Origin of the sequence: Caenimonas koreensis DSM 17982 (genome assembly GCF_009646335.1) — a bacterium.
Taxonomy (GTDB): Bacteria; Pseudomonadota; Gammaproteobacteria; order Burkholderiales; family Burkholderiaceae_C; genus Ramlibacter; species Ramlibacter koreensis.
Window position 1 is genome coordinate 1 of sequence record NZ_WJBU01000006.1, and the last position, 18,674, is coordinate 18,674.

At 63.0% G+C, this 18,674-nt stretch carries 20 protein-coding genes; 17 read left to right on the forward strand and 3 right to left on the reverse strand.

Annotation, left to right across the window (positions count from 1 at the left end):
* From GHT07_RS06795 to GHT07_RS06805, 3 genes are all read left to right on the forward strand, one after another.
* A partial coding sequence (locus GHT07_RS06795; RefSeq protein ID WP_153584325.1) for an RHS repeat-associated core domain-containing protein occupies positions 1-2,391 on the forward strand: 2,391 nt, incomplete at its 5' end.
* Between the two features lie 22 nt (positions 2,392-2,413).
* The gene (locus tag GHT07_RS06800) at positions 2,414-2,671 is read left to right on the forward strand and encodes a hypothetical protein (RefSeq protein ID WP_153584326.1); all 258 of its coding nucleotides are present in this window, start codon (positions 2,414-2,416) and stop codon (positions 2,669-2,671) included.
* A 137-nt stretch (positions 2,672-2,808) separates the two neighbouring features.
* Positions 2,809-3,183 (forward strand): hypothetical protein, encoded by a 375-nt coding sequence (locus GHT07_RS06805; RefSeq protein WP_153584327.1) that lies wholly within the window; start codon positions 2,809-2,811, stop codon positions 3,181-3,183.
* A 40-nt stretch (positions 3,184-3,223) separates the two neighbouring features.
* Here the strand turns inward: GHT07_RS06805 and GHT07_RS06810 are convergent, their stop codons facing one another.
* Both GHT07_RS06810 and GHT07_RS06815 read right to left on the reverse strand, forming a co-directional pair.
* The gene (locus GHT07_RS06810) at positions 3,224-4,243 is read right to left on the reverse strand and encodes an AraC family transcriptional regulator (protein ID WP_228488226.1); all 1,020 of its coding nucleotides are present in this window, start codon (positions 4,241-4,243) and stop codon (positions 3,224-3,226) included.
* On the reverse strand, positions 4,240-5,232 hold the full coding sequence (locus GHT07_RS06815; protein ID WP_194792861.1) for a GAF domain-containing protein: 993 nt from the start codon (positions 5,230-5,232) through the stop codon (positions 4,240-4,242). The genes GHT07_RS06810 and GHT07_RS06815 overlap by 4 nt, the downstream gene beginning before the upstream one ends.
* A 115-nt stretch (positions 5,233-5,347) precedes the next feature.
* Between GHT07_RS06815 and GHT07_RS06820 the strand changes: the two genes are divergently transcribed.
* The 14 genes from GHT07_RS06820 (at position 5,348) to GHT07_RS06885 (ending at position 17,962) form a co-directional block, all read left to right on the forward strand.
* Positions 5,348-6,955: a carboxyl transferase domain-containing protein gene (locus tag GHT07_RS06820; protein WP_153584329.1), complete on the forward strand. Its 1,608-nt coding sequence runs from the start codon at positions 5,348-5,350 to the stop codon at positions 6,953-6,955.
* A gap of 37 nt (positions 6,956-6,992) precedes the next feature.
* Positions 6,993-7,289 (forward strand): type II toxin-antitoxin system VapB family antitoxin, encoded by a 297-nt coding sequence (locus GHT07_RS06825; RefSeq protein ID WP_153584330.1) that lies wholly within the window; start codon positions 6,993-6,995, stop codon positions 7,287-7,289.
* Positions 7,276-7,674 (forward strand): type II toxin-antitoxin system VapC family toxin, encoded by a 399-nt coding sequence (gene vapC, locus GHT07_RS06830; protein WP_153584331.1) that lies wholly within the window; start codon positions 7,276-7,278, stop codon positions 7,672-7,674. Before GHT07_RS06825 ends, vapC begins: the two co-directional genes overlap by 14 nt.
* A 5-nt stretch (positions 7,675-7,679) precedes the next feature.
* A complete protein-coding gene (locus tag GHT07_RS06835) occupies positions 7,680-9,461 on the forward strand; it encodes a hypothetical protein (RefSeq protein WP_153584332.1) in 1,782 nt (593 codons plus the stop codon).
* A 7-nt stretch (positions 9,462-9,468) separates the two neighbouring features.
* Positions 9,469-10,602: an acyl-CoA dehydrogenase family protein gene (locus GHT07_RS06840; protein ID WP_153584333.1), complete on the forward strand. Its 1,134-nt coding sequence runs from the start codon at positions 9,469-9,471 to the stop codon at positions 10,600-10,602.
* Positions 10,603-10,663: 61 nt separating this feature from the next.
* Complete coding sequence (locus GHT07_RS06845; RefSeq protein ID WP_153584334.1) at positions 10,664-11,251, forward strand: hypothetical protein; 588 nt, start codon at positions 10,664-10,666, stop codon at positions 11,249-11,251.
* A gap of 8 nt (positions 11,252-11,259) precedes the next feature.
* Positions 11,260-12,042 (forward strand): enoyl-CoA hydratase/isomerase family protein, encoded by a 783-nt coding sequence (locus tag GHT07_RS06850; RefSeq protein WP_153584335.1) that lies wholly within the window; start codon positions 11,260-11,262, stop codon positions 12,040-12,042.
* 19 nt (positions 12,043-12,061) lie between these two features.
* Complete coding sequence (locus GHT07_RS06855; RefSeq protein ID WP_153584336.1) at positions 12,062-12,712, forward strand: DUF4126 domain-containing protein; 651 nt, start codon at positions 12,062-12,064, stop codon at positions 12,710-12,712.
* Positions 12,713-12,715: 3 nt separating this feature from the next.
* The gene (locus tag GHT07_RS06860; protein WP_153584337.1) at positions 12,716-14,734 is read left to right on the forward strand and encodes an acetyl/propionyl/methylcrotonyl-CoA carboxylase subunit alpha; all 2,019 of its coding nucleotides are present in this window, start codon (positions 12,716-12,718) and stop codon (positions 14,732-14,734) included.
* Between the two features lie 2 nt (positions 14,735-14,736).
* Positions 14,737-15,657, forward strand: a complete 921-nt coding sequence (locus GHT07_RS06865) for a 2-hydroxyacid dehydrogenase (RefSeq protein WP_153584338.1) — start codon at positions 14,737-14,739, stop codon at positions 15,655-15,657.
* Positions 15,658-15,661: 4 nt separating this feature from the next.
* Positions 15,662-16,570, forward strand: a complete 909-nt coding sequence (locus tag GHT07_RS06870; RefSeq protein WP_153584339.1) for a hydroxymethylglutaryl-CoA lyase — start codon at positions 15,662-15,664, stop codon at positions 16,568-16,570.
* A gap of 2 nt (positions 16,571-16,572) precedes the next feature.
* A complete protein-coding gene (locus GHT07_RS06875; protein WP_153584340.1) occupies positions 16,573-17,091 on the forward strand; it encodes a YbaK/EbsC family protein in 519 nt (172 codons plus the stop codon).
* Positions 17,092-17,105: 14 nt separating this feature from the next.
* Positions 17,106-17,324 (forward strand): DUF1289 domain-containing protein, encoded by a 219-nt coding sequence (locus tag GHT07_RS06880; protein ID WP_153584590.1) that lies wholly within the window; start codon positions 17,106-17,108, stop codon positions 17,322-17,324.
* Positions 17,321-17,962, forward strand: coding sequence for a 2-hydroxychromene-2-carboxylate isomerase (locus GHT07_RS06885; RefSeq protein ID WP_153584341.1), 642 nt, complete (start codon positions 17,321-17,323; stop codon positions 17,960-17,962). Before GHT07_RS06880 ends, GHT07_RS06885 begins: the two co-directional genes overlap by 4 nt.
* On the opposite strand, the gene GHT07_RS21705 is transcribed toward GHT07_RS06885, so the two are convergent.
* The gene (locus GHT07_RS21705) at positions 17,959-18,636 is read right to left on the reverse strand and encodes a winged helix-turn-helix domain-containing protein (protein ID WP_153584342.1); all 678 of its coding nucleotides are present in this window, start codon (positions 18,634-18,636) and stop codon (positions 17,959-17,961) included. The genes GHT07_RS06885 and GHT07_RS21705 overlap by 4 nt on opposite strands.
* Positions 18,637-18,674: the final 38 nt, after the last annotated feature.

Sequence of the window (18,674 nt, forward strand, 5' to 3'; positions counted from 1 at the left end):
AACGCCAACGGCGAGCCGGTATCGGTAACCGACCCCTTGCAGCAAACAACAGCCCAAACGCTCGACGGCCTGAGCCGCCCAGTTCGCACGACCCTGCCCGACAGCGCGAGCGTGACCACAGACTGGAACGCGTCGGACCAGCTCACGCGAGTCACCGACCCCAAGGGCGTGCAGACCGGCTACGAGCAGAACGCCTTGGGCGATGTGAAGCGCCAGACCAGCGCCGACGGCGGCAACGTCACCTACGAGCACGACGCCGCAGGCAATGTGATCGCAAGTACCGATGCCAAGGGCGTCAAAACGGCAATCACCCGCGACGCCTTGGGCCGCCCCACAGAAATTCGCCACGGCAACGAACCCGCCCAACAGTTCGAGTGGGACAGCAACAAGACGGGGTATCTGGCCAGCATCAGCGACAAGACGGGTTCACTCGTCTTCGTGCGCGATGCGCAGGGCCGCATCACCAGCAAGACCTCCACCGTGCTGGACAACCCAGCCACGCCGAGCCGCTACACAGTGACCTACAGCTACGCAGCCGGAGAGCTCGCAGGCATGACCTACCCCAGCGGCCTTGCAGTGACCTACCAGCGCACAGCAGGCCGCATCACAGGCGTATCTGTTCGCGAGCCCGGCACCGCCCGCAAGCCCAAGCCCACGATCCCGTTCATCAGCAGCCTCACGCACAACGCGCTCGGCCAGCCGCAATCATGGACGTGGAGCACCGGCGACAACGCAGCCCGCACCTTCGACACAGATGGCCGCATGACGGCCACCGAGTTCTCAAGCTACGGCTACGACGCGGCAGGCCGCATCACCAGCATCACGCAAGAGCTGTGGGCGCTACGCACCACGACGCTGGAGCTGTACCGCACGCCACTGACCTGGACCGCTGGCTACGACAACCGCGACCGCCTCACTTCCTTCACCCGAGCAGGCGCGAGCACCAACTACACCTACGACGCCAACTCCAACCGCCTCACGTCCATCGACAAGACCACCAGCGATACGGATATCGACGGCCAGTTCACCGAGCAAGACGCAGCCAGCACCACAAGCCAGGTGTCGTTGATGGATGGCGACAGCAACCGGCTGCTCGGCTTCACGCAGACGCTCACCACCATGAGCAACGGCAAGGTCAAGAGCGTGGTGACAGCGCCGGTGAACTACATCGTCAACGCGAACGGATCGATGACCAGTGATGGCCTGCGAGAGTTCGACTACGACGCGGCGAACCGACTCGCCAAAGTGACCGTCAGCAAAGACGGCGAAGCCGCACGAGTGGTCTATCTGACCAACGCCATGGGCCAGCGGGTGTTCAAGAGCGTCACGCAAGCCGAACAAACGCTGCCGAATGAAACGACGCTGGACGCAGGCTTCATCGCCTGGCTCAAGAAGTCGTTCGGCTGGCTGTTCACCAGCAGCAGCGCGACAACAGGTGCAGGCCTTGGCACGGCATACGTTTACGGCGACGGCGCCATCCCCGCATGGGCGATGCTGGGCGAGTACGACAACGGAAGCGCAGTGGGCAAAGGACGCACGGAATACATCTGGCTGCCGACGCAAGACGGCCAGGCATTGCCAGTGGGTATGTACCGCAACGGCAAGTTCTACGCAGTGCACGCGGACCACCTCGGCACGCCAAGACTGATCACCGACGAAGCCAACAAACCGGTGTGGCAGTGGCCCTATTCAGCGTTCGGCAACAACACGCCAACGGGAGTGCTGCAAGCGACGCCAAACCCGAAGCAGGCGATCACGAATCAGCCAGTGTTGCTCAAGGCAAGCAAGCCTATCGAGATGAACCTGCGGTTCCCGGGGCAGTACTTCGATGCGGAGACGGGGCTGTTCTACAACTGGCATCGGCTGTACGGTCCGAAGCTTGGAAGGTATTGGCAATTTGACTTGACTGGACTGCATGGGGGCATCAATGGATTCGGCTATGTTGGCAACGCGCCGCTAACTAACGCGGACCCGTCGGGCTTACAGGCATTGATGCCCGTGCCAGGGCCGGGTGGCTTACCAATTCCCGCGCCAATTCCGACGCCAAACTCCTCTCCGCGACCTATTGATCCCACAGAACCTGGTCGACTCACTTACACACCTGGAATCAACTTGCCCGATTTGGTGCTACCCCCATTCATCAGTGTGCCACTGCACATTGTTCAAATGCTGTGTGAGCCGGACCGTGAAAATACGCCAACCACCAACCCTGACGATTTCGAATTCATAAGAGGCGCCAGTGGAAAGCGCAACAAGAAAACTGGGGAGATCTGGGAAAAAGACAAACTTCACAAAGACCATTGGGAGGTCTATGGAGACCGAAAAGACTACGAAAAGGGTCGCCGCAACCGTGATGTGTGGGACGATGGACGCCCAAAGCGGAAGTTTTGAAACGCCGATTGTGGAGATGTAGATGAAGACCGATGAAATTTGTGAGCGCTACTCTGAAAAGTCTGTAGGCCTCGTTGTACGGCTCTTGGATGACGACAATCAATCGCCGTCGACCGTTCTGATAGAAGGCTCGGTCGACGCTCTGAGAATGCTTGCGGAGCTTCTCGTGGCAGTTGCGGATGAGTCGGACAATGATGGGTTCTTCATATCCCCATTCGGAGCAGGCAAAGTGCACTTCGGTAAAGCTTCTGAGCTTGGTGTCTATATTCATCGCACGTAGTTACCGCTGAAAAATCGCCGCGATACTTACAAACTAGAAGTCGCTGTTCGAATCTGAAGAAGCGCCCTTTATTGACAGACACGTCGTCATCGATCCCAGAGGGCTTTCGAAAAATGATGCCGTAGGAGGCGTCCTCAGTGCGTAAGCCCTACGGTATCGCGCGCAAACGCAACTGGAAGCGTGAGCTGAAAATGTGTCAGGAAAAAATGGAAAGTAAGACCGTTCAAATCGAAGACCTTCGGTTGGCCTGTGATCGCATCTTCAGCTTCATCCTCAACGATCTGGGCATTGCCTCTGTTGAGCTGGATAAAAATCTCTATTGGACCTTGCCGGAAGAGGTTCGCTTTGACATGGCCCATACACCCACGCCTGACCACGTAGGAAGTTTGATCGACGACTACGAATTCGTTAGATCGGCTGTTGCTGATAGCGACCAGGCTTTGCCTCTGATGTTTCAGCATTTGGCACCGTTGCTTGAAGCGCTTTCCACCAAGATTCAAAGCTATCGATAGGCTGGACACGTGGCCTGCCTCAGACCTGTGCTGGACGCGGCTACGTCGAAGGCCGGTCATCCCGAAATGCCGCAGGCGTCGTCCCCGTCCATTCCCGAAACGCGCGGATAAAGCTCTTCTCGCTCGCAAAACCCACTGCTGCTGCTACCTGCTTCACCGGCTTGCGGCTGCGATGCAGCAAATCTTTCGCGCCCTCCAGCCGCACCTCGTCCTTGAGCTGCTGCAGGCTCGCGCCTTCTTCTTTCAGCTGCCGGTGCAAGGTGCGTGTGGACATGTGCAGTGCAGCCGCAATGTCGTCTGCGCTGCGCGACCGCGCAGGCTCGGCGAGCAGCGCGTGCCGCACCTGTTGCACCAGCAGCCGGTCGCGCCGGTATTGCAGCACCGTGAGCGGCAGCGCGCGTTGCAGCATCTGCTGCAACGCCTTCTCGTCACGGCGCAGCGGCAACGCCAGGTAGCGCGCGTCGAAGCGAATCGATGCGTGGTCAGCGCCGAACTTCAGCGGCCCGCCAGGGAACATGTGAACGTACGCGTCGGCATGCGGCGGCGCTGCAAACGGAAAGCTCGCGCCCTGCAGCGGAATGCGCGAGTCGATGTACCAGCAGGCCAGCCCGTGAACGTTGCGCAGCAAGTGCACCAGGCTGAACTCACGCTGCGCGGCTGGCGCGACAGGCTCCCCGGTCACGGTGATGGTCGCGCTCGTCGCAGTCGCCACCAGTTCGAGCTTCACGTCACCCGCGATCAGCGCGTGGTGGCGGCACCATCGCTTGAGTGCCACACCCAGGTTGGGCGAGGTCAGCGACGCGCGCGCGAGCATGCCGTAGCTGCCCCACGGCAGTTTGCGGCTGAAGGCACCCAGTGCCTCATCATCCAGCGCCTGCATCGCGGCACCGGACAACACCTCCATCTGGTGGGCGGTGATGCGCAAGTCGGGCTTTTGCAGCTGTGCGGGCGTGATCGCCGCGAGCTTGAGTGCGGCATCCGGGCTGCGGCCGTCGCGGCGCATCGCGGCCGCGATGGCGCATGCGAACGCCATGGGTGTTGCGGCCGCGGGTGCCTTCATGCCGCCTGTGAAACGCAGGCCGCCCACATCGCCGCGGCATCGGCTTGCGGGCTGAGCTCCGACAGGCGCACCATCGCCGGCTCGATGCCGAATGTGAGCGTGACGCCATCGGGCATCGTGGCTGTCGCGGTTTTTTCAAGCAGCGGGCGCAGCATTTCTTCGAGGTACCACACCGACGGCGCGTTGTAGAGCGCGCTGAACACCGAGCCCGTCATGTGCGTGAGGATCGCCTCTGCGGGCATGCGGCTGCGCAGCAGCTGCGCCAGGACGGCGAGCGGTATATCCGGGTTGCTCGCGTGCAGCGCAATCACGGCGTCTTCCAGCCCCGTGCAGCGCAGCTGCACCAGCGCGAGCTGGCTGCCTTCGGCGCGTGCCTGCTCCACCCCCATGGCCAGCAGCTTGCGAAAGGCGCGCGGCCGCCAGCAGCCCGTGACCGGGTCGAGCGCATGGCGGCGCTGCACCATGTCGAGGTTCATCAGCATCGTCTTTTGCAGGCTGGATGCGGCGCTGGCGCGCAGTTCGGATTCGGCGATGCGGGCCAGGTCAATGATGCCTTCCATCTCGGCGCGGCTGAACGTGCGGGGAATCGTGTCGATGGCGCACAGCGTGCCCGCAAAAAGCTGCGGCGCGATCTGCAGCGGCCAGCCGATATAAGAGCGGATGCCCGGCGGGCCGGTGACCAGCGGGTTGTCCAGGAAGTCAGGGTCTTCCCACGTGTCCTTGATCACGAGCGGCCGTCGCATGGCCACTGCATGGCCGCAAAACGAGATGTCGCGGGCGGTGTGGTCAACGTCCAGCCCCTGCACCGAGCGGAACCACTGCTCGTCCTCCTCAACAATGGTCACCATGGCGATGGGCACGTGCAGGAGCCGCTGCAGTGTGCGCGTGATGCGGTCAAAACGCTCTTCGCGCGGCGCATAAGCGCAGTACGAGGCGCGGACGGCTTGCAGCCTTTCAGGCTCGTTGGCGGGCAGGGGTGCGGACTTCATGGGCGCATTGTGGAGCACATGGCCGCATGAAAGTGGCAGGAATTGCAACCTGCTTGACTGCTTGTGGACAACCGGCGCGCTAGGATGTGGCACGACAAGAACGAGGACGCCACCCATGCCCGCCCTGGAGACACAACTCAACCCCCGCTCTGCCGACTTCCAGGCCAACGCTGCCGCCATGCGCGCGCTGGTTGATGACCTGAACGTGCAAGTTGCCAAGGCGGCTGCAGGCGGCGGCGAAACAGCCCGTGCCCGCCATGTGTCGCGCGGCAAACTGCTGCCACGTGAGCGGGTGCAGATGCTGCTGGACCCCGGCACACCTTTTCTTGAACTGTCCCCGCTGGCCGCGCACGGCATGTACAACGGCGACGCGCCTTGCGCCGGCGTGATCGCCGGTATTGGCCGCGTGAGCGGGCGCGACTGCCTCATTGTGTGCAACGACGCCACCGTCAAAGGCGGCACCTATTACCCGATGACGGTCAAGAAGCACCTTCGTGCGCAGGAAGTGGCGCAGCAGAACCACCTGCCGTGCATCTACCTCGTCGATTCAGGCGGCGCCAACCTGCCCAACCAGGACGAGGTGTTTCCCGACCGCGATCATTTCGGCCGCATCTTCTACAACCAGGCGAACATGTCCGCGCAGGGCATCGCGCAAATCGCGGTGGTGATGGGCTCGTGCACTGCCGGCGGTGCGTATGTGCCCGCGATGAGCGACGAGACCATCATCGTCAAGAACCAGGGCACGATCTTCCTGGGCGGCCCGCCGCTGGTCAAAGCCGCCATCGGCGAAATCGTGTCAGCTGAAGACCTGGGCGGCGGCGATGTGCACACGCGCCTGTCGGGCGTGGCGGACCATCTCGCGCAAAACGACATGCACGCGCTGGCCCTGGCGCGGCAAGCTGTGGCGACGTTGAATCGGTCGAAAGAACTGCCTGTCGAAACGCGCGAGCCCGTTGCCCCGAAGTTTGATCCGAAGGAGCTGTACGGCGTGATCCCGACCGACGCACGCAAGCCGTTCGATGTGCGCGAGATCATTGCGCGCATCGTCGATGGCTCGCAGTTCCATGAATTCAAGCAGCGCTACGGCACGACGCTGGTATGCGGCTTTGCGCACATTGAAGGCATGCCCGTGGGCATCATCGCCAACAACGGCATCCTGTTTTCCGAGTCGGCCCAGAAGGCCGCGCACTTCATCGAGCTGTGCTGCCATCGCAAGACGCCGCTCGTGTTCCTGCAGAACATCACCGGCTTCATGGTGGGCCGCAAATACGAGGCCGAGGGCATTGCACGGCACGGCGCGAAGATGGTCACGGCTGTGGCCACGGCCAGCGTACCCAAGTTCACCATCATCATCGGCGGCAGTTTTGGTGCGGGCAATTACGGCATGTGTGGCCGCGCCTATTCGCCGCGCTTTCTGTGGATGTGGCCGAACGCGCGCATCTCGGTGATGGGCGGCGAGCAGGCGGCCAGCGTGCTTGCCACCGTGAAGCGGGATGGCATCGAAGGCAAGGGCGGCCAGTGGAGCGCTGATGAAGAAGCAGCTTTCAAGCAACCGTTGCTCGACCAGTTCGCGCACCAGTCGCATCCGTATTACGCGAGCGCGCGCCTGTGGGACGACGGCGTGATCGACCCCGCCGATACGCGCCGCGTGCTGGCGCTGGGCTTGTCGGCGTCGCTCAATGCGCCGATCGGCGAGCCGAAGTTCGGCGTGTTCCGGATGTGATGTATAGTGTGTATGAAAACTTAACTTTCTACACATCATGCGCACCAATATCGATATTGACGATGCCCTCATGGAAGGCGCCATGCGCGCTGGGCACTTCAAGACCAAGAAAGAGGCAGTCGAGGCTGGCCTTGCCTTGCTCGCCCGGCAAGCCGCTTACCGCGAGATCCTGAAGTGGGAAGGCAAGCTCCAGTGGGACGGCGATGACGAGCCCGGCGGGCTTGTCTATCCGCCTCACACACCGGCACCGCCATTGGTGCTGCGCGAGCCAACGGCGAAGGAGTTGGCTGCCAAGAGCACTGCGACCAGGAAGAAGCCCCATGGTCGTCGTTGATTCGGGCGTGTGGATCGACTTCTTCAACGGTGCGGACACGCCGCAGCAATCGGTCCTGCGGCAATTGCTGGCGCGCGGCGAGGCGCCGCTCATCGTGCCGGACCTGGTCCTCTACGAAGTGCTGCGTGGTTTTCGCCATGAGCGTGACTTCCTGCAGGCCGAGAAATTGATGCTGTCGTTGACCATCGAATCCACAGGCGGGCAGGCACTTGCCCAACGCGCAGCAGCGCACTACCGCAGCCTCCGCTCCACGGGCATCACGATCCGAAATTCCATCGATGTGTTGCTCGCGACGTTTTGCATCGAACGCGGCTATGTGCTGCTGCACCGCGACCGCGATTTCGATGCCTTCGAGGAATTGCGCGGCCTGCAGGCCCTGCATTGAACGATATGAAGAATCCGCTCTTGTCTGTCTGGGTGCTGCGCGCCGCGCTACCCGCAATGGCACTAGCTGCAAGTGCCTCGGCGAGCGGCGCGATACCTCTGATCGTGCCAATGGAGCGGCGCATCGAACTACGGATCGAATCAGCACCGCTGGACGACGTTCTCTTCCAGCTTTCCTATGCTTTGCACCCAGCCTGCCGGGAAGATGGGAAAGGCTGGAACGACGGTTCCAGTTTCGAAATCATGGGCCGGCCGCAGGGCAGCGAACGGTTGGTGAAGTCGATTGGGCAAAGCAATGCAGCCATCAAGACCCGCTTTCCGGAAGCCGAAGCCGGCGACTTTGTCGTGGTCGCCAATCGACCGGGATCCCCGTCAGGCCATGCAGGACTGAAACAGGGCGACTTCATTGTTCCGGCCAAGCGCACTGAGGAAACTAATCAGGGCACCCCCACTAGAGAGTCCGCTTCCGAAACGGCAAAGCGGCTCGCAGACGAGCGCGAGAAGCGGTATTCCGAAAATCCGGTCGTGACCCGCACCGTGCGCAGAAACGGCCAGACTTCGGAGATTCCCGTTCGGCTGGTGCGCGTATGCGCGATGCGCTTGCACGTTTTCGACAGCCAGTACATGTATGCGGACTCGGACGGGGCCATGGTCTTTCTTACGGCCCCCTTCATGAAGGGGCTTGACGCGTTGGAGGCCAAGGTAGTGTTGGCGCACGAAGCGGCGCAAGTGGCATTGGGCTTCTCCAAGAATCGCGAACGGGGCAAGATGCTTGCAGAGGCCGTCCTGGGCTCGTTGGTGACATTGGGAGAGAACCGCGAGAGCGGACTAAGCCCTGCAACCGATCAGCAACTGATTGCCGCGGACCGTCTTGCAATGCGCACCCTGGTGCAGATGGGTGTCGAGCCGCTTGCCTATCTTGTCATCATGAAGAAGTTGACCGCAGAGTCGGGCGTCTTCAGCGGGCCTACTTATGGCCGTACGCGACCATTGAGCGCCGCCCGGGCGGCCGACATCGAGAAGAATATCGAGCTCTGGACTGGGGAGCGCAAGTTGCTGATATCTGCGGGCCTGCCGTTGGAAGCAGCACTGGCAGTGACCAGTCGCCTGCGCGAAGTCGTCCGCGAGCGGGATCGTACGTTTGGTGTCAATGCCACGGCGGCTACCAACGCAATGGCGGCCGACGCGCAGCCCGCCGTCTCATTGCGCGTGGGCGAACTGGACATCCGCGGCCGATTCATCCGGCTACCCGGTACCAACTGGAGCTTGGCGGCAGATACGGGCGGGCCCGTGAACAATAGGGGCCAGGACGTTGCCAAGTCCTATCAGGCGTATGCGACCCACATCGAAGCAGATGCGGCGCGGTGGTCTGTCGCCTTCATGATTTGGGACAACAACATTACGATGCCCCAATGGTCTTCCAACGCTTGTGCGCCCGCGAGTGAATTTCACAGGGAAGAATTTGCCCCTTCACGAGATTTTCCTGATTGCATCAAGATCTTCCGGCGTGATCGCCATCTCGTTGGATCTCTCGACGATCCGCTGTATTCGCAGGCCCGGAGGTGGCTGAACGCCCGGTCACTCAAGATTGATGGCCCCCTCTACGAGATTTTCTATACGCGCTATGGCCGCGATGGTTTCGGCTGGGTCCGTGCCTTTGTGCCGACAAAGGAATTCACCGACGAGAAGGAAGCCGTCGAGTGGAGTGCGCAGCTACGCGCGTCGATGCAAGGTTTGTTCGACGGTCATGAGCAACGCGCTAGCCTTCCTTCTCTCCCGAGGCAATGAGGCACGCATGGACAGCATCTACACCAATCCCGACCACGAACTGCTGCGCGACCAGGTCGCGAAGTTCATCGCCCGCGAAGTCGAGCCGCATGCCGACAAGTGGGAGGAGGCGGGCATGGTTCCGCGCGATGTGCTGCGGCGCATGGGCAGCGCCGGCCTGTTCGGGTTGATGTACGAGGGCGCGTATGGCGGCGCCGAGGCCGACGCGATGACCAACCTGGTGTTTGCAGAAGCGTTGTCGCAATCGACGTATGCGGGCTTCATCATCACGGTGCTGGTCCACACCGACATGGCCAGCCCCCACCTGCACCACGCAGGCTCGCCCGCGCAAAAAGACAAGTACTTGCGCAAGGTGATCGCAGGTGAATTGATCACGGCTGTGGGCATCACCGAGCCGGGCGCGGGCTCTGACGTCGCCGGCATCCGCACCACGGCCCGGCGTGATGGCGACGACTGGGTGCTCAACGGCACCAAGATGTTCATCACCAATGGCGTGCATGCCGACCTGTATTTCGTCGCCGCCAAGAGCGGGCCGGGCAAGCGCGAAGTGTCGATGTTCATCGTCGAGAAGGGCACGCCGGGTTTCACCGTAGGCCGCGCCTTGAAGAAGTCGGGCTGGCTGTCGTCTGACACCGCCGAACTGATCTTCGACAACGTGCGCATCCCCGCAGCCAACTTGCTGGGCGAGGAGGGCAAGGGCTTTTACTCGGTGATGAAGAATTTCCAGACGGAGCGGATTGCACTCGCTGCAATGGCTGTGGGCCACTGCCAGCGCGCGCTGGAACTCACGCTCCAATACGTCAAGCAGCGCGAAGCATTCGGCTCCACGCTGTGGGACAAGCAGACGATCCGCCAGCGCATCGCGATGCTCGACGCCAAGACGCGGGCGGCGCGCCAGTTCATGTACCACTGTGCCTGGCGCGTCACACAGGGCCACGACATCGTGCAGGACGTGTCGCTGCTCAAGGCGCTCACGGGCGAGCTGGTGAACGAGGTGGTGCAGGCCTGCCAGCAGTTCCACGGTGGCATGGGCTACATGCGCGAGACGCCCATCGAGCGGCTCTGGCGCGACGCGCGTGTGCTGGCCATTGGCGGCGGCGCCACCGAAGTCATGCTCGAAGAAGCCGCCAAACGGTACTGACAATGGCGCGCCGTTGTGCTGTCATTCGCGATTCACAAAACTGCTCACGAAAGGGGCAAACATGACCCGTGTCATTTCCATGGTGGCGCTGATGCTGAGCCTGCTGCTTGCAGGTTGCTCTGGCACCATCCAGCGCGAATCGGCGGGCGGCACGCAGCGCCTGCAAGGCATGACCTACCGGTCTGTCGATGTGGTGATGTCGGATAACGCCAAGTTGCTGCTGAACGACAACCCGCAGTACAGCTCGCAATTCAGCTTCAGCCCGCTCGAGCTGGGCGACAACGTGCGCCGGCGCCTGCAAACGGCGAAGCTCATGAATACCGATGCGAAGAACCGCGTGGAAGTGACGGTCGAGGCCTTCAAGGTGCGCGACACGCTGGCTGCAGCTGCATTCCAGTTCCTGGCAGGCACTGACTTTATCGACGGTTATGTTCGCGTCTTCGACGAGCGCGGCTCGCAGCTGCATGCATACAAGGTCAGCGCCACTTACTCGGGCGGCGGCATGGCCGGCAGCCTTGAAGCCATCCGCATGTCGATCATGTACGACAAGTTCGGCGAGCTCGCTGCCGCTGAACTTGCAGGCACGACCGAAGCGGGCAATGTGACACCGGGCGACGCCACCAGCGCCTCGCCTGCAGCCAAACCCTGACCCGCGCCATGCATCACCTGCTCCTGGTCGTCAACGACGCTATCGCAACGGTCACGCTCAACCGGCCTGACGTGCGCAATGCGTTCAACGACGAAGTCATCGCCGAGCTGACGGCTGTTTTCATGGCACTCGCCGAACGGCCCGAAGTGCGCTGCATCGTGCTCGCCGGCAACGGCCCCGCCTTTTGCGCAGGCGCAGACCTCAACTGGATGAAGCGCATGGCCACGTACACGCACGACGAAAACCTCGCCGATGCGCAGGCGCTTGCCCGCATGCTGCGCGTGGTCTATTCGTGCCCCAAGCCGACCATCGCGCGCGTGCAGGGTGATGTGTATGCGGGCGGCACGGGGCTGGTGGCGGCGTGCGACATGGCGGTGTCGGTGGACACAGCGCAGTACTGCCTGAGTGAAGTTCGCCTGGGCCTTGTACCCGCCACGATCAGCCCGTATGTCATTCGTGCGATGGGCGCGCGCGCCGCGCACCGTTACTTCCTCACGGCTGAGCGGTTCAGTGCGGCAGAGGCGCTGCGCATCGGCTTTGTGCATGAAGTGGTCAAGGCCGACCAGCTCGACGCCAAGGTGCATGAGCTCGCGCAACTGCTCGTGCAGAACGGGCCGATGGCAATGAAGGCGTGCAAGCAACTCGTACATGACGTCGCCGGCCACGACATCACCTCGGGCCTCATCGAGCGCACCGCACAAGTCATTGCCGACATCCGCGTGAGCGATGAAGGGCGCGAAGGCGTGCAGTCGTTCCTCGGCAAGCGCAAGCCGAACTGGCTGCTGCCGTAACCGCAAGGGCGCGCGACGCATGGAACCGTTTCGTCACCTGATCGACACGCCGCAACTGCTCGCGCTGGCAGCCGCGCTAGGCTGGGCCAGTGGCATCCGGCTTTATGCGGCGGTGTTCCTCGTGGGCGCGGCGGGCTACATGGGCTGGATCGACTTGCCGCATGGCCTGCGCATGCTGCAGCACCCGGGCGTGCTCGCAGCCAGCGGCTTCATGTGCTTTGTTGAATTTTTCGCCGACAAGATTCCCTTCGTGGATTCACTGTGGGACGTGGTCCATACCGTGATCCGCATTCCAGCAGGCGCAGCGCTCGCAGCCGGCGCGCTGGGCGCGGATGGCGACGCGATGACCTGGGTCGCGGCGCTGCTGGGCGGCAGCCTCGCTGCAACGAGCCACGCTGCCAAGCTGACAACGCGCGCCGCGGTAAACACATCGCCCGAGCCGTTTTCCAATATCGGTGTGTCGCTGCTTGAAGACGGCTTTGTCGTCTTCATGCTGTGGCTCGCTGCGGCGCATCCGGCGGTGTTTGCGATTGCACTTGTACTCACGCTCGCCATTGCCGTGCTGCTGATGGTCGTGCTTGTGAAATTCCTGCGGCTCGTCATCACGCGCGTGCGCGCTTTCCTGTCCGGCCGCATGCCGGCGCCCCTGCCTCCCCACAAGGAAGTCTGAGACATGTTCAAGAAGATTCTGATTGCCAATCGCGGCGAGATCGCCTGCCGGGTTGCAGCCACCTGCAAGCGTTTGGGCATCCGCACCGTTGCGGTGTATTCCGACGCCGACGCGCAGGCCCGCCACGTGAAGGCCTGCGATGAAGCCGTGCACATCGGCGGCAGCTCACCCAAGGACAGCTACCTGCGCTGGGAGCGCATCATCGAAGCGGCCAATGCCACGGGCGCGCAAGCTGTGCATCCCGGCTACGGCTTTCTCTCAGAGAACGAAGAGTTTGCGGCGGCGTGCAAGGCAGCGGGCCTTGTCTTCATCGGCCCGCCCGCGTCTGCGATCCAGGCGATGGGGCTCAAGGCCGAATCGAAGCAACTCATGGAGCGCGCTGGTGTGCCGCTCGTGCCCGGTTATCACGGTGCAGGGCAAGACGCAGCCATGCTCAAGGGCGAAGCCGACCGCATTGGCTACCCGGTGCTGATCAAGGCCAGTGCAGGCGGTGGCGGCAAGGGAATGCGTGCTGTGGAAAACGCAGCAGACTTTGATGCCGCGCTTGCCTCGTGCAAGCGCGAAGCGATCAACAGCTTCGGCGACGACGCCGTGCTGATCGAAAAGTATGTGCAGCGCCCACGCCATATCGAGATCCAGGTGTTCGGCGACACGCATGGCAACTACGTGTATCTCTTCGAGCGCGATTGCTCCGTGCAGCGGCGCCACCAGAAGGTGCTGGAAGAAGCGCCCGCACCCGGCATGACCGAGGCCATGCGCAAGCAGATGGGCGAAGCGGCCGTGGCGGCGGCGCGCGCGGTGGACTACGTCGGCGCGGGCACGGTCGAATTCATCGTGGAGCAGCGCGCGGGCGAGATGAACTTCTTCTTCATGGAGATGAACACGCGCCTGCAAGTGGAGCACCCCGTGACGGAAGCGATCACCGGCCTCGATCTGGTTGAGTGGCAGCTGCGCGTGGCCGACGGCGAGCGCCTGCCCATGCTGCAGGACGAGCTGAAGATAGGCGGCCACGCGATCGAGGCGCGCATCTGCGCCGAGAACCCGGACAACAATTTTTTGCCTGCCACGGGCCGCCTCGATGTGGCTCGCTGGCCCGCACACGTTGCGTTCCGCCGCAATGCGGATGCCGAGCGCCTTCATGACGCCGCACCTGTGCGCATCGATACCGGCTTTGGCGAAGGCGATGTGATCTCGCCCTTCTACGACTCGATGATCGCGAAGCTGATCGTGCACGGCAGCACGCGCGAGCAGGCGCTGGCGCGGCTTGATGAAGCGTTGGCGCAAACGCATATCGTCGGCATCAGCACCAACGTGCAGTTCCTGCGGCATGTGGTCAAGAGCCGCTCGTTCGAAACGGCGGATCTTGATACGGCGCTCATCCCGCGCGAGCAGGATGTGTTGTTCAAGCAGGAGGAGGTCGGCCTGCCCCTGGCAGCGGCCGCAGCCGTGGCGCAGACGCTGCTCAACGAAAAAGCGAAGGAAGGTGCGGACCCGTTCAGCCGACGCGATGGCTGGCGCTCGCATGGCATCAACGCGCGCCGCTTCGAGTTCGAGTTCAAGGGTGAGCATGTCAAGGCGGAACTCGCGTATTTGCACGATGGCGCATTGACGCTCACCGTGGGCGATGTGTCGGGCGCGTTGCGCTTCTCAAGCGGCGAGGGCGGCATCGACCTGCAGTTCGCCGGCCAACGCGCCCTTGCCTCGGTGTATGCCAATGGCGAGACCGACTATGTGTTCACGCCCCAAGGCGCGACGCAGATCGTCGCCATCGACTTGCTCGCCCACGCGGGCGAGGCGCAGGCCGAGGGCGGCCGGCTCACAGCGCCGATGCCGGGCAAGGTCGTGTCGTTTGCCGTGAAGGCGGGCGACAAGGTCACCAAGGGCCAGGCACTCGCCGTGATGGAGGCAATGAAGATGGAGCACACCATTGCCGCGCCCGCTGATGGCGTCGTGGCTGAGCTGATGTATGCGCCGGGCGACCAGGTGTCGGAAGGTGCGGAGCTTTTGAAAATCGCCGCCTAAACATGCGAATCACTTTTTGCGGCACCGGCAGCAAAGCCGATCCGTGGGTTCAAGCGTTGCGCACAGAGTTGCCGCAATCCACGGTCACCGAGTGGAAGAGCGGTGATCCGCTGGCCGACTACGCTGTGGTGTGGGCTCCACCGCAGCAGTTCATTGACGAGCAGTCCGCACTCAAGGGCATCTTCAACATCGGTGCAGGCGTTGATGCGCTGCTGAAGCTGCGCATTCCTGCCGATGTGATGATCGTTCGCATCGACGATGGCGGCATGGCAGCGCAGATGGCGGAGTTTGTCGTTCACGCAATCACGCGGCACGTGCGTGAGCTTGATCGCTATGAAGAAGACATTCGCCGCGGCGCGTGGGAGTTTCGCAAGCCGCGGCCTCGCGATGAGTTCCCGGTCGGCGTGATGGGGCTGGGCGTGCTGGGCAAACGCGTGGCGCAGGCGGTCGCGCAGTTTGACTACCCCGTGCTCGGCTGGAGCCGCACACCCAAAGACGTGCCGGGCGTACGCAGCTTCACCGGTCATGAGCAGTTCAACGATTTCCTGCGCGCCACGCGCATCCTCGTGTGCCTGCTGCCGCTGACCGACGAGACGCGCGACATCATGAACAGCCAGACGCTCTCGCTCCTGCAGCCCGGCGGCTACGTGATCAACGTTGCACGCGGTGCGCATCTGGTGGATGAAGACCTGGTCGCGCTGCTGGACAGCGGCCACCTTGCAGGCGCGGCGCTCGATGTGTTTCGCACCGAGCCTTTGCCTGCAGGGCACGCCTTCTGGAAACACCCCAAAATCACTGTGACACCCCACACCTCCGCACGTACGCTGCGTGACGAAACGGTGGCTCAGATCGCGCGCAAGCTGCGCGCGTTCGAGCGGGGAGAACCCATTGCCGGCGTGGTTGACCGGCTCAGAGGATACTGACGCCATGAAGCTGCCCAGCAAAGTCAAGATCGTCGATGTCGGCCCGCGCGATGGCCTGCAAAACGAAAAATCCCCCGTGCCTGCCGAAATCAAGATCGGCCTGGTGCATCGCCTGCAGGACGCAGGCCTGACAGAGATCGAAGTGACCAGCTTCGTCTCGCCCAAGTGGGTGCCGCAAATGGCGGACAACGCCGAGGTGATGGCAGGCATACAGCGCAAACCGGGCGTGCGCTATTCCGTGCTGACGCCGAACATGAAGGGCTTTGAAGCAGCGCTTGCGTCCAGGCCCGACGAAATCGTCGTGTTCGGTGCGGCAAGCGAGGCGTTCAGCCAGCGCAACATCAACTGCTCGATCGAGGAAAGCATCGAGCGCTTTGCGCCGGTGGTGGAGGCAGCAAAGGCCAACAACATCTTTGTGCGCGGCGCGATCTCATGCGCAGTCGGCTGCCCTTACGAGGGCGAAGTGGCCCCTGAGCGCGTGGAGCTGGTCGCGCGGCTGATGAAGCAGATCGGCGTGCAGCACATTGGCGTGGCTGACACGATCGGCGTTGGCACACCGGTGAAGGTGCAGCGCGCGATGGAAGCAGCGTTGAAGCACTATGGCATCGACGACATCTCGGGCCACTTTCACGACACGTACGGCCAGGCGCTGGGCAACACGCTGGCCACGCTGGAGATGGGCGTGTGGCAGTACGACACGTCGTCTGCCGGGCTGGGCGGCTGCCCGTACGCCAAGGGTGCGACAGGCAATGTCGCGACCGAAGACGTCGTGTACATGCTGCATGGCATGGGCATTGAAACCGGCATTGATCTCGACAAGCTCATCGACGCAGGCAAGTACATCAGCGACTTCCTGCAGCGCAAGCCAAACTCGCGCGCATCGACGGCCATCCTGAACAAGCGGGCGCAATAGCCATGTGTGGAGCTGAATTGAGTGCATTGCCCGAAGGCGTGCAACGCGTAGCGAAGGCGCTGCAGGCCAGCGGCCACCCCAACCCGCCCGTGATGCTCGACGACGCCGCGCGCACAGCGCAGCAGGCGGCAGACGCACTGGGCGTGGGCCTGGGGCAGATCGCCAAGAGCATCATTTTTCGTCGCAAGCTGGACGACGCGGCGGTGCTGGTCATCACGTCTGGCGACAGGCGCGTCGATGAGAAGAAGGTCGAGGCGCTGGTGGGCAACGGCGGCAAGCTCGGGCGTGCCGATGCTGATTTTGTGAAGGCGCGCACGGGCTTTTCGATTGGTGGTGTGTCGCCAGTGGCGCATGCGCAGCCCTGCGTCACGCTGATCGACAAGGAGCTTTTTCGCTTCGACGTGATCTGGGCGGCAGCGGGCCATCCGCATGGCGTGTTCCAGCTGCGCCCGCACGATCTTGAGAGCCTCACAGGCGCGCCCGTGGCCGATGTCACGCAGCAACCAGGCGCTGCCGCGTGAGCGCAGCCACATTCCTGGCCAAGCAGGTGCGGCTCGTGGATGCCGGCCTGGTGGCTGAAGTGCCTTCGCCGTGCCTCTCGGTCTGCCGCATGGACCCTGCGACTGATTTTTGCGAAGGCTGCATGCGCACCATCGACGAGATCGCTGCATGGGGCCGCATGGGCGACGATGAAAAGCGCAGCGTGTGGAAACTGATCGGCATCCGCCTGGACGCGAGCGCCCAAGAGCCATGAAGCACATCACGTTCTATCTCGACTTCATCTCGCCTTACGCACATCTCGCTTTCGAGAAGTTGCCGCAAGCACTCGAAGGCCTGAGCTACAGCGTGGACTACCGGCCGGTGCTGTTTGCCGGTTTGCTCAAGCATCACGGCCAGCTCGGGCCTGCGGAGATTGCCGGCAAGCGCGACTGGACGTACCGGCAAGTGCTGTGGCTCGCGCACGCGAACGGCATCGAGCTGCAGATGCCCGCGGCCCATCCGTTCAACCCGCTTGCGTTGCTCCGGCTCGCTGTGGCTTGCGGCGACAACGGGCTTGCCAACCGCTACGTGTGCGAGACGATTTTTCGCCATGTGTGGCGCGGTGGTGCGGACGCGAGCGATGCGCAGCGATTCGACGCACTGAAAGCTGCGCTCAACCCAAAGCGCGATCCATCCAGTGACGACGTGAAGAACGAGTTGAAAGCCAACACCGAAGGCGCCATCAGCGCTGACCTGTTCGGCGTGCCCACCTGCGTGGTGGATGCCAAACACTTCTGGGGCTTCGACGCGCTGCCGATGCTGCGCGCTTACCTGCAAGGTGACGACTGGTTCAACGGTACTGCGTGGGACGAGGCTGCGCGCGTTGCAGCAGGGCTCGTGCGCCCGCGCTAGCCCAACACGTACCCCTGGCCGCGTACTGTGCGAATGGCCAGCCGCGAGAAGCGCCGGCGCAACGCGTGGATGTGCACATCGACCGCGTTGCTGCTGATGTCCTGCCCCCAGCGGTAGAGATGGCGTGTGGATTCGTCGCGCGTCACAACCTGGCCGCGCCGGGACATCAGCAGGTGCAGCAAGTCAAATTCGCGCTTGGGCAGCTCCACGGCCGAGCCTGGCAGGTAAACGCAGCGTGCCAGCGGGTCCAGCGCGATTTCGTCGGCCACCAGGCATGCGTCGAGATTGCTGCCCATGCCGCGCGCCAGTGCCTCTATCCACGACACAACCTGTTCAGCTGACGCGGGCTTGCGCCCATAGGCATGCGGCCGCTCGGGTGCGCGCAGCACGTCGTACACCTCGGCAGGGGTGCACAGCACCAATAGCAAAGGACGCGGGGCCAGTGCACTGCAGGCGCCGAGCAGTGGCTGCCAGCCTGGTGCGCCGGCGCCGGTGTCGAGAACGGCGAGCGAATGCTGCCCCGCCTGGAGCGCTGCGGCAGCTTCATCCGGCGGCTTGAATTCGACGCGCCAGCCGCGCCGCTGCAGCAGGCTGGCGACCTGCGGCCCCCACGGCGAATCGCCGGCAAGCACCAGAACGCATGAGGCATCGGTCGAAGCAGCGGTCGCAGTCACGCCCGCCAGCGTCGCGGCGCTTGCTTAAGCGCAAATGA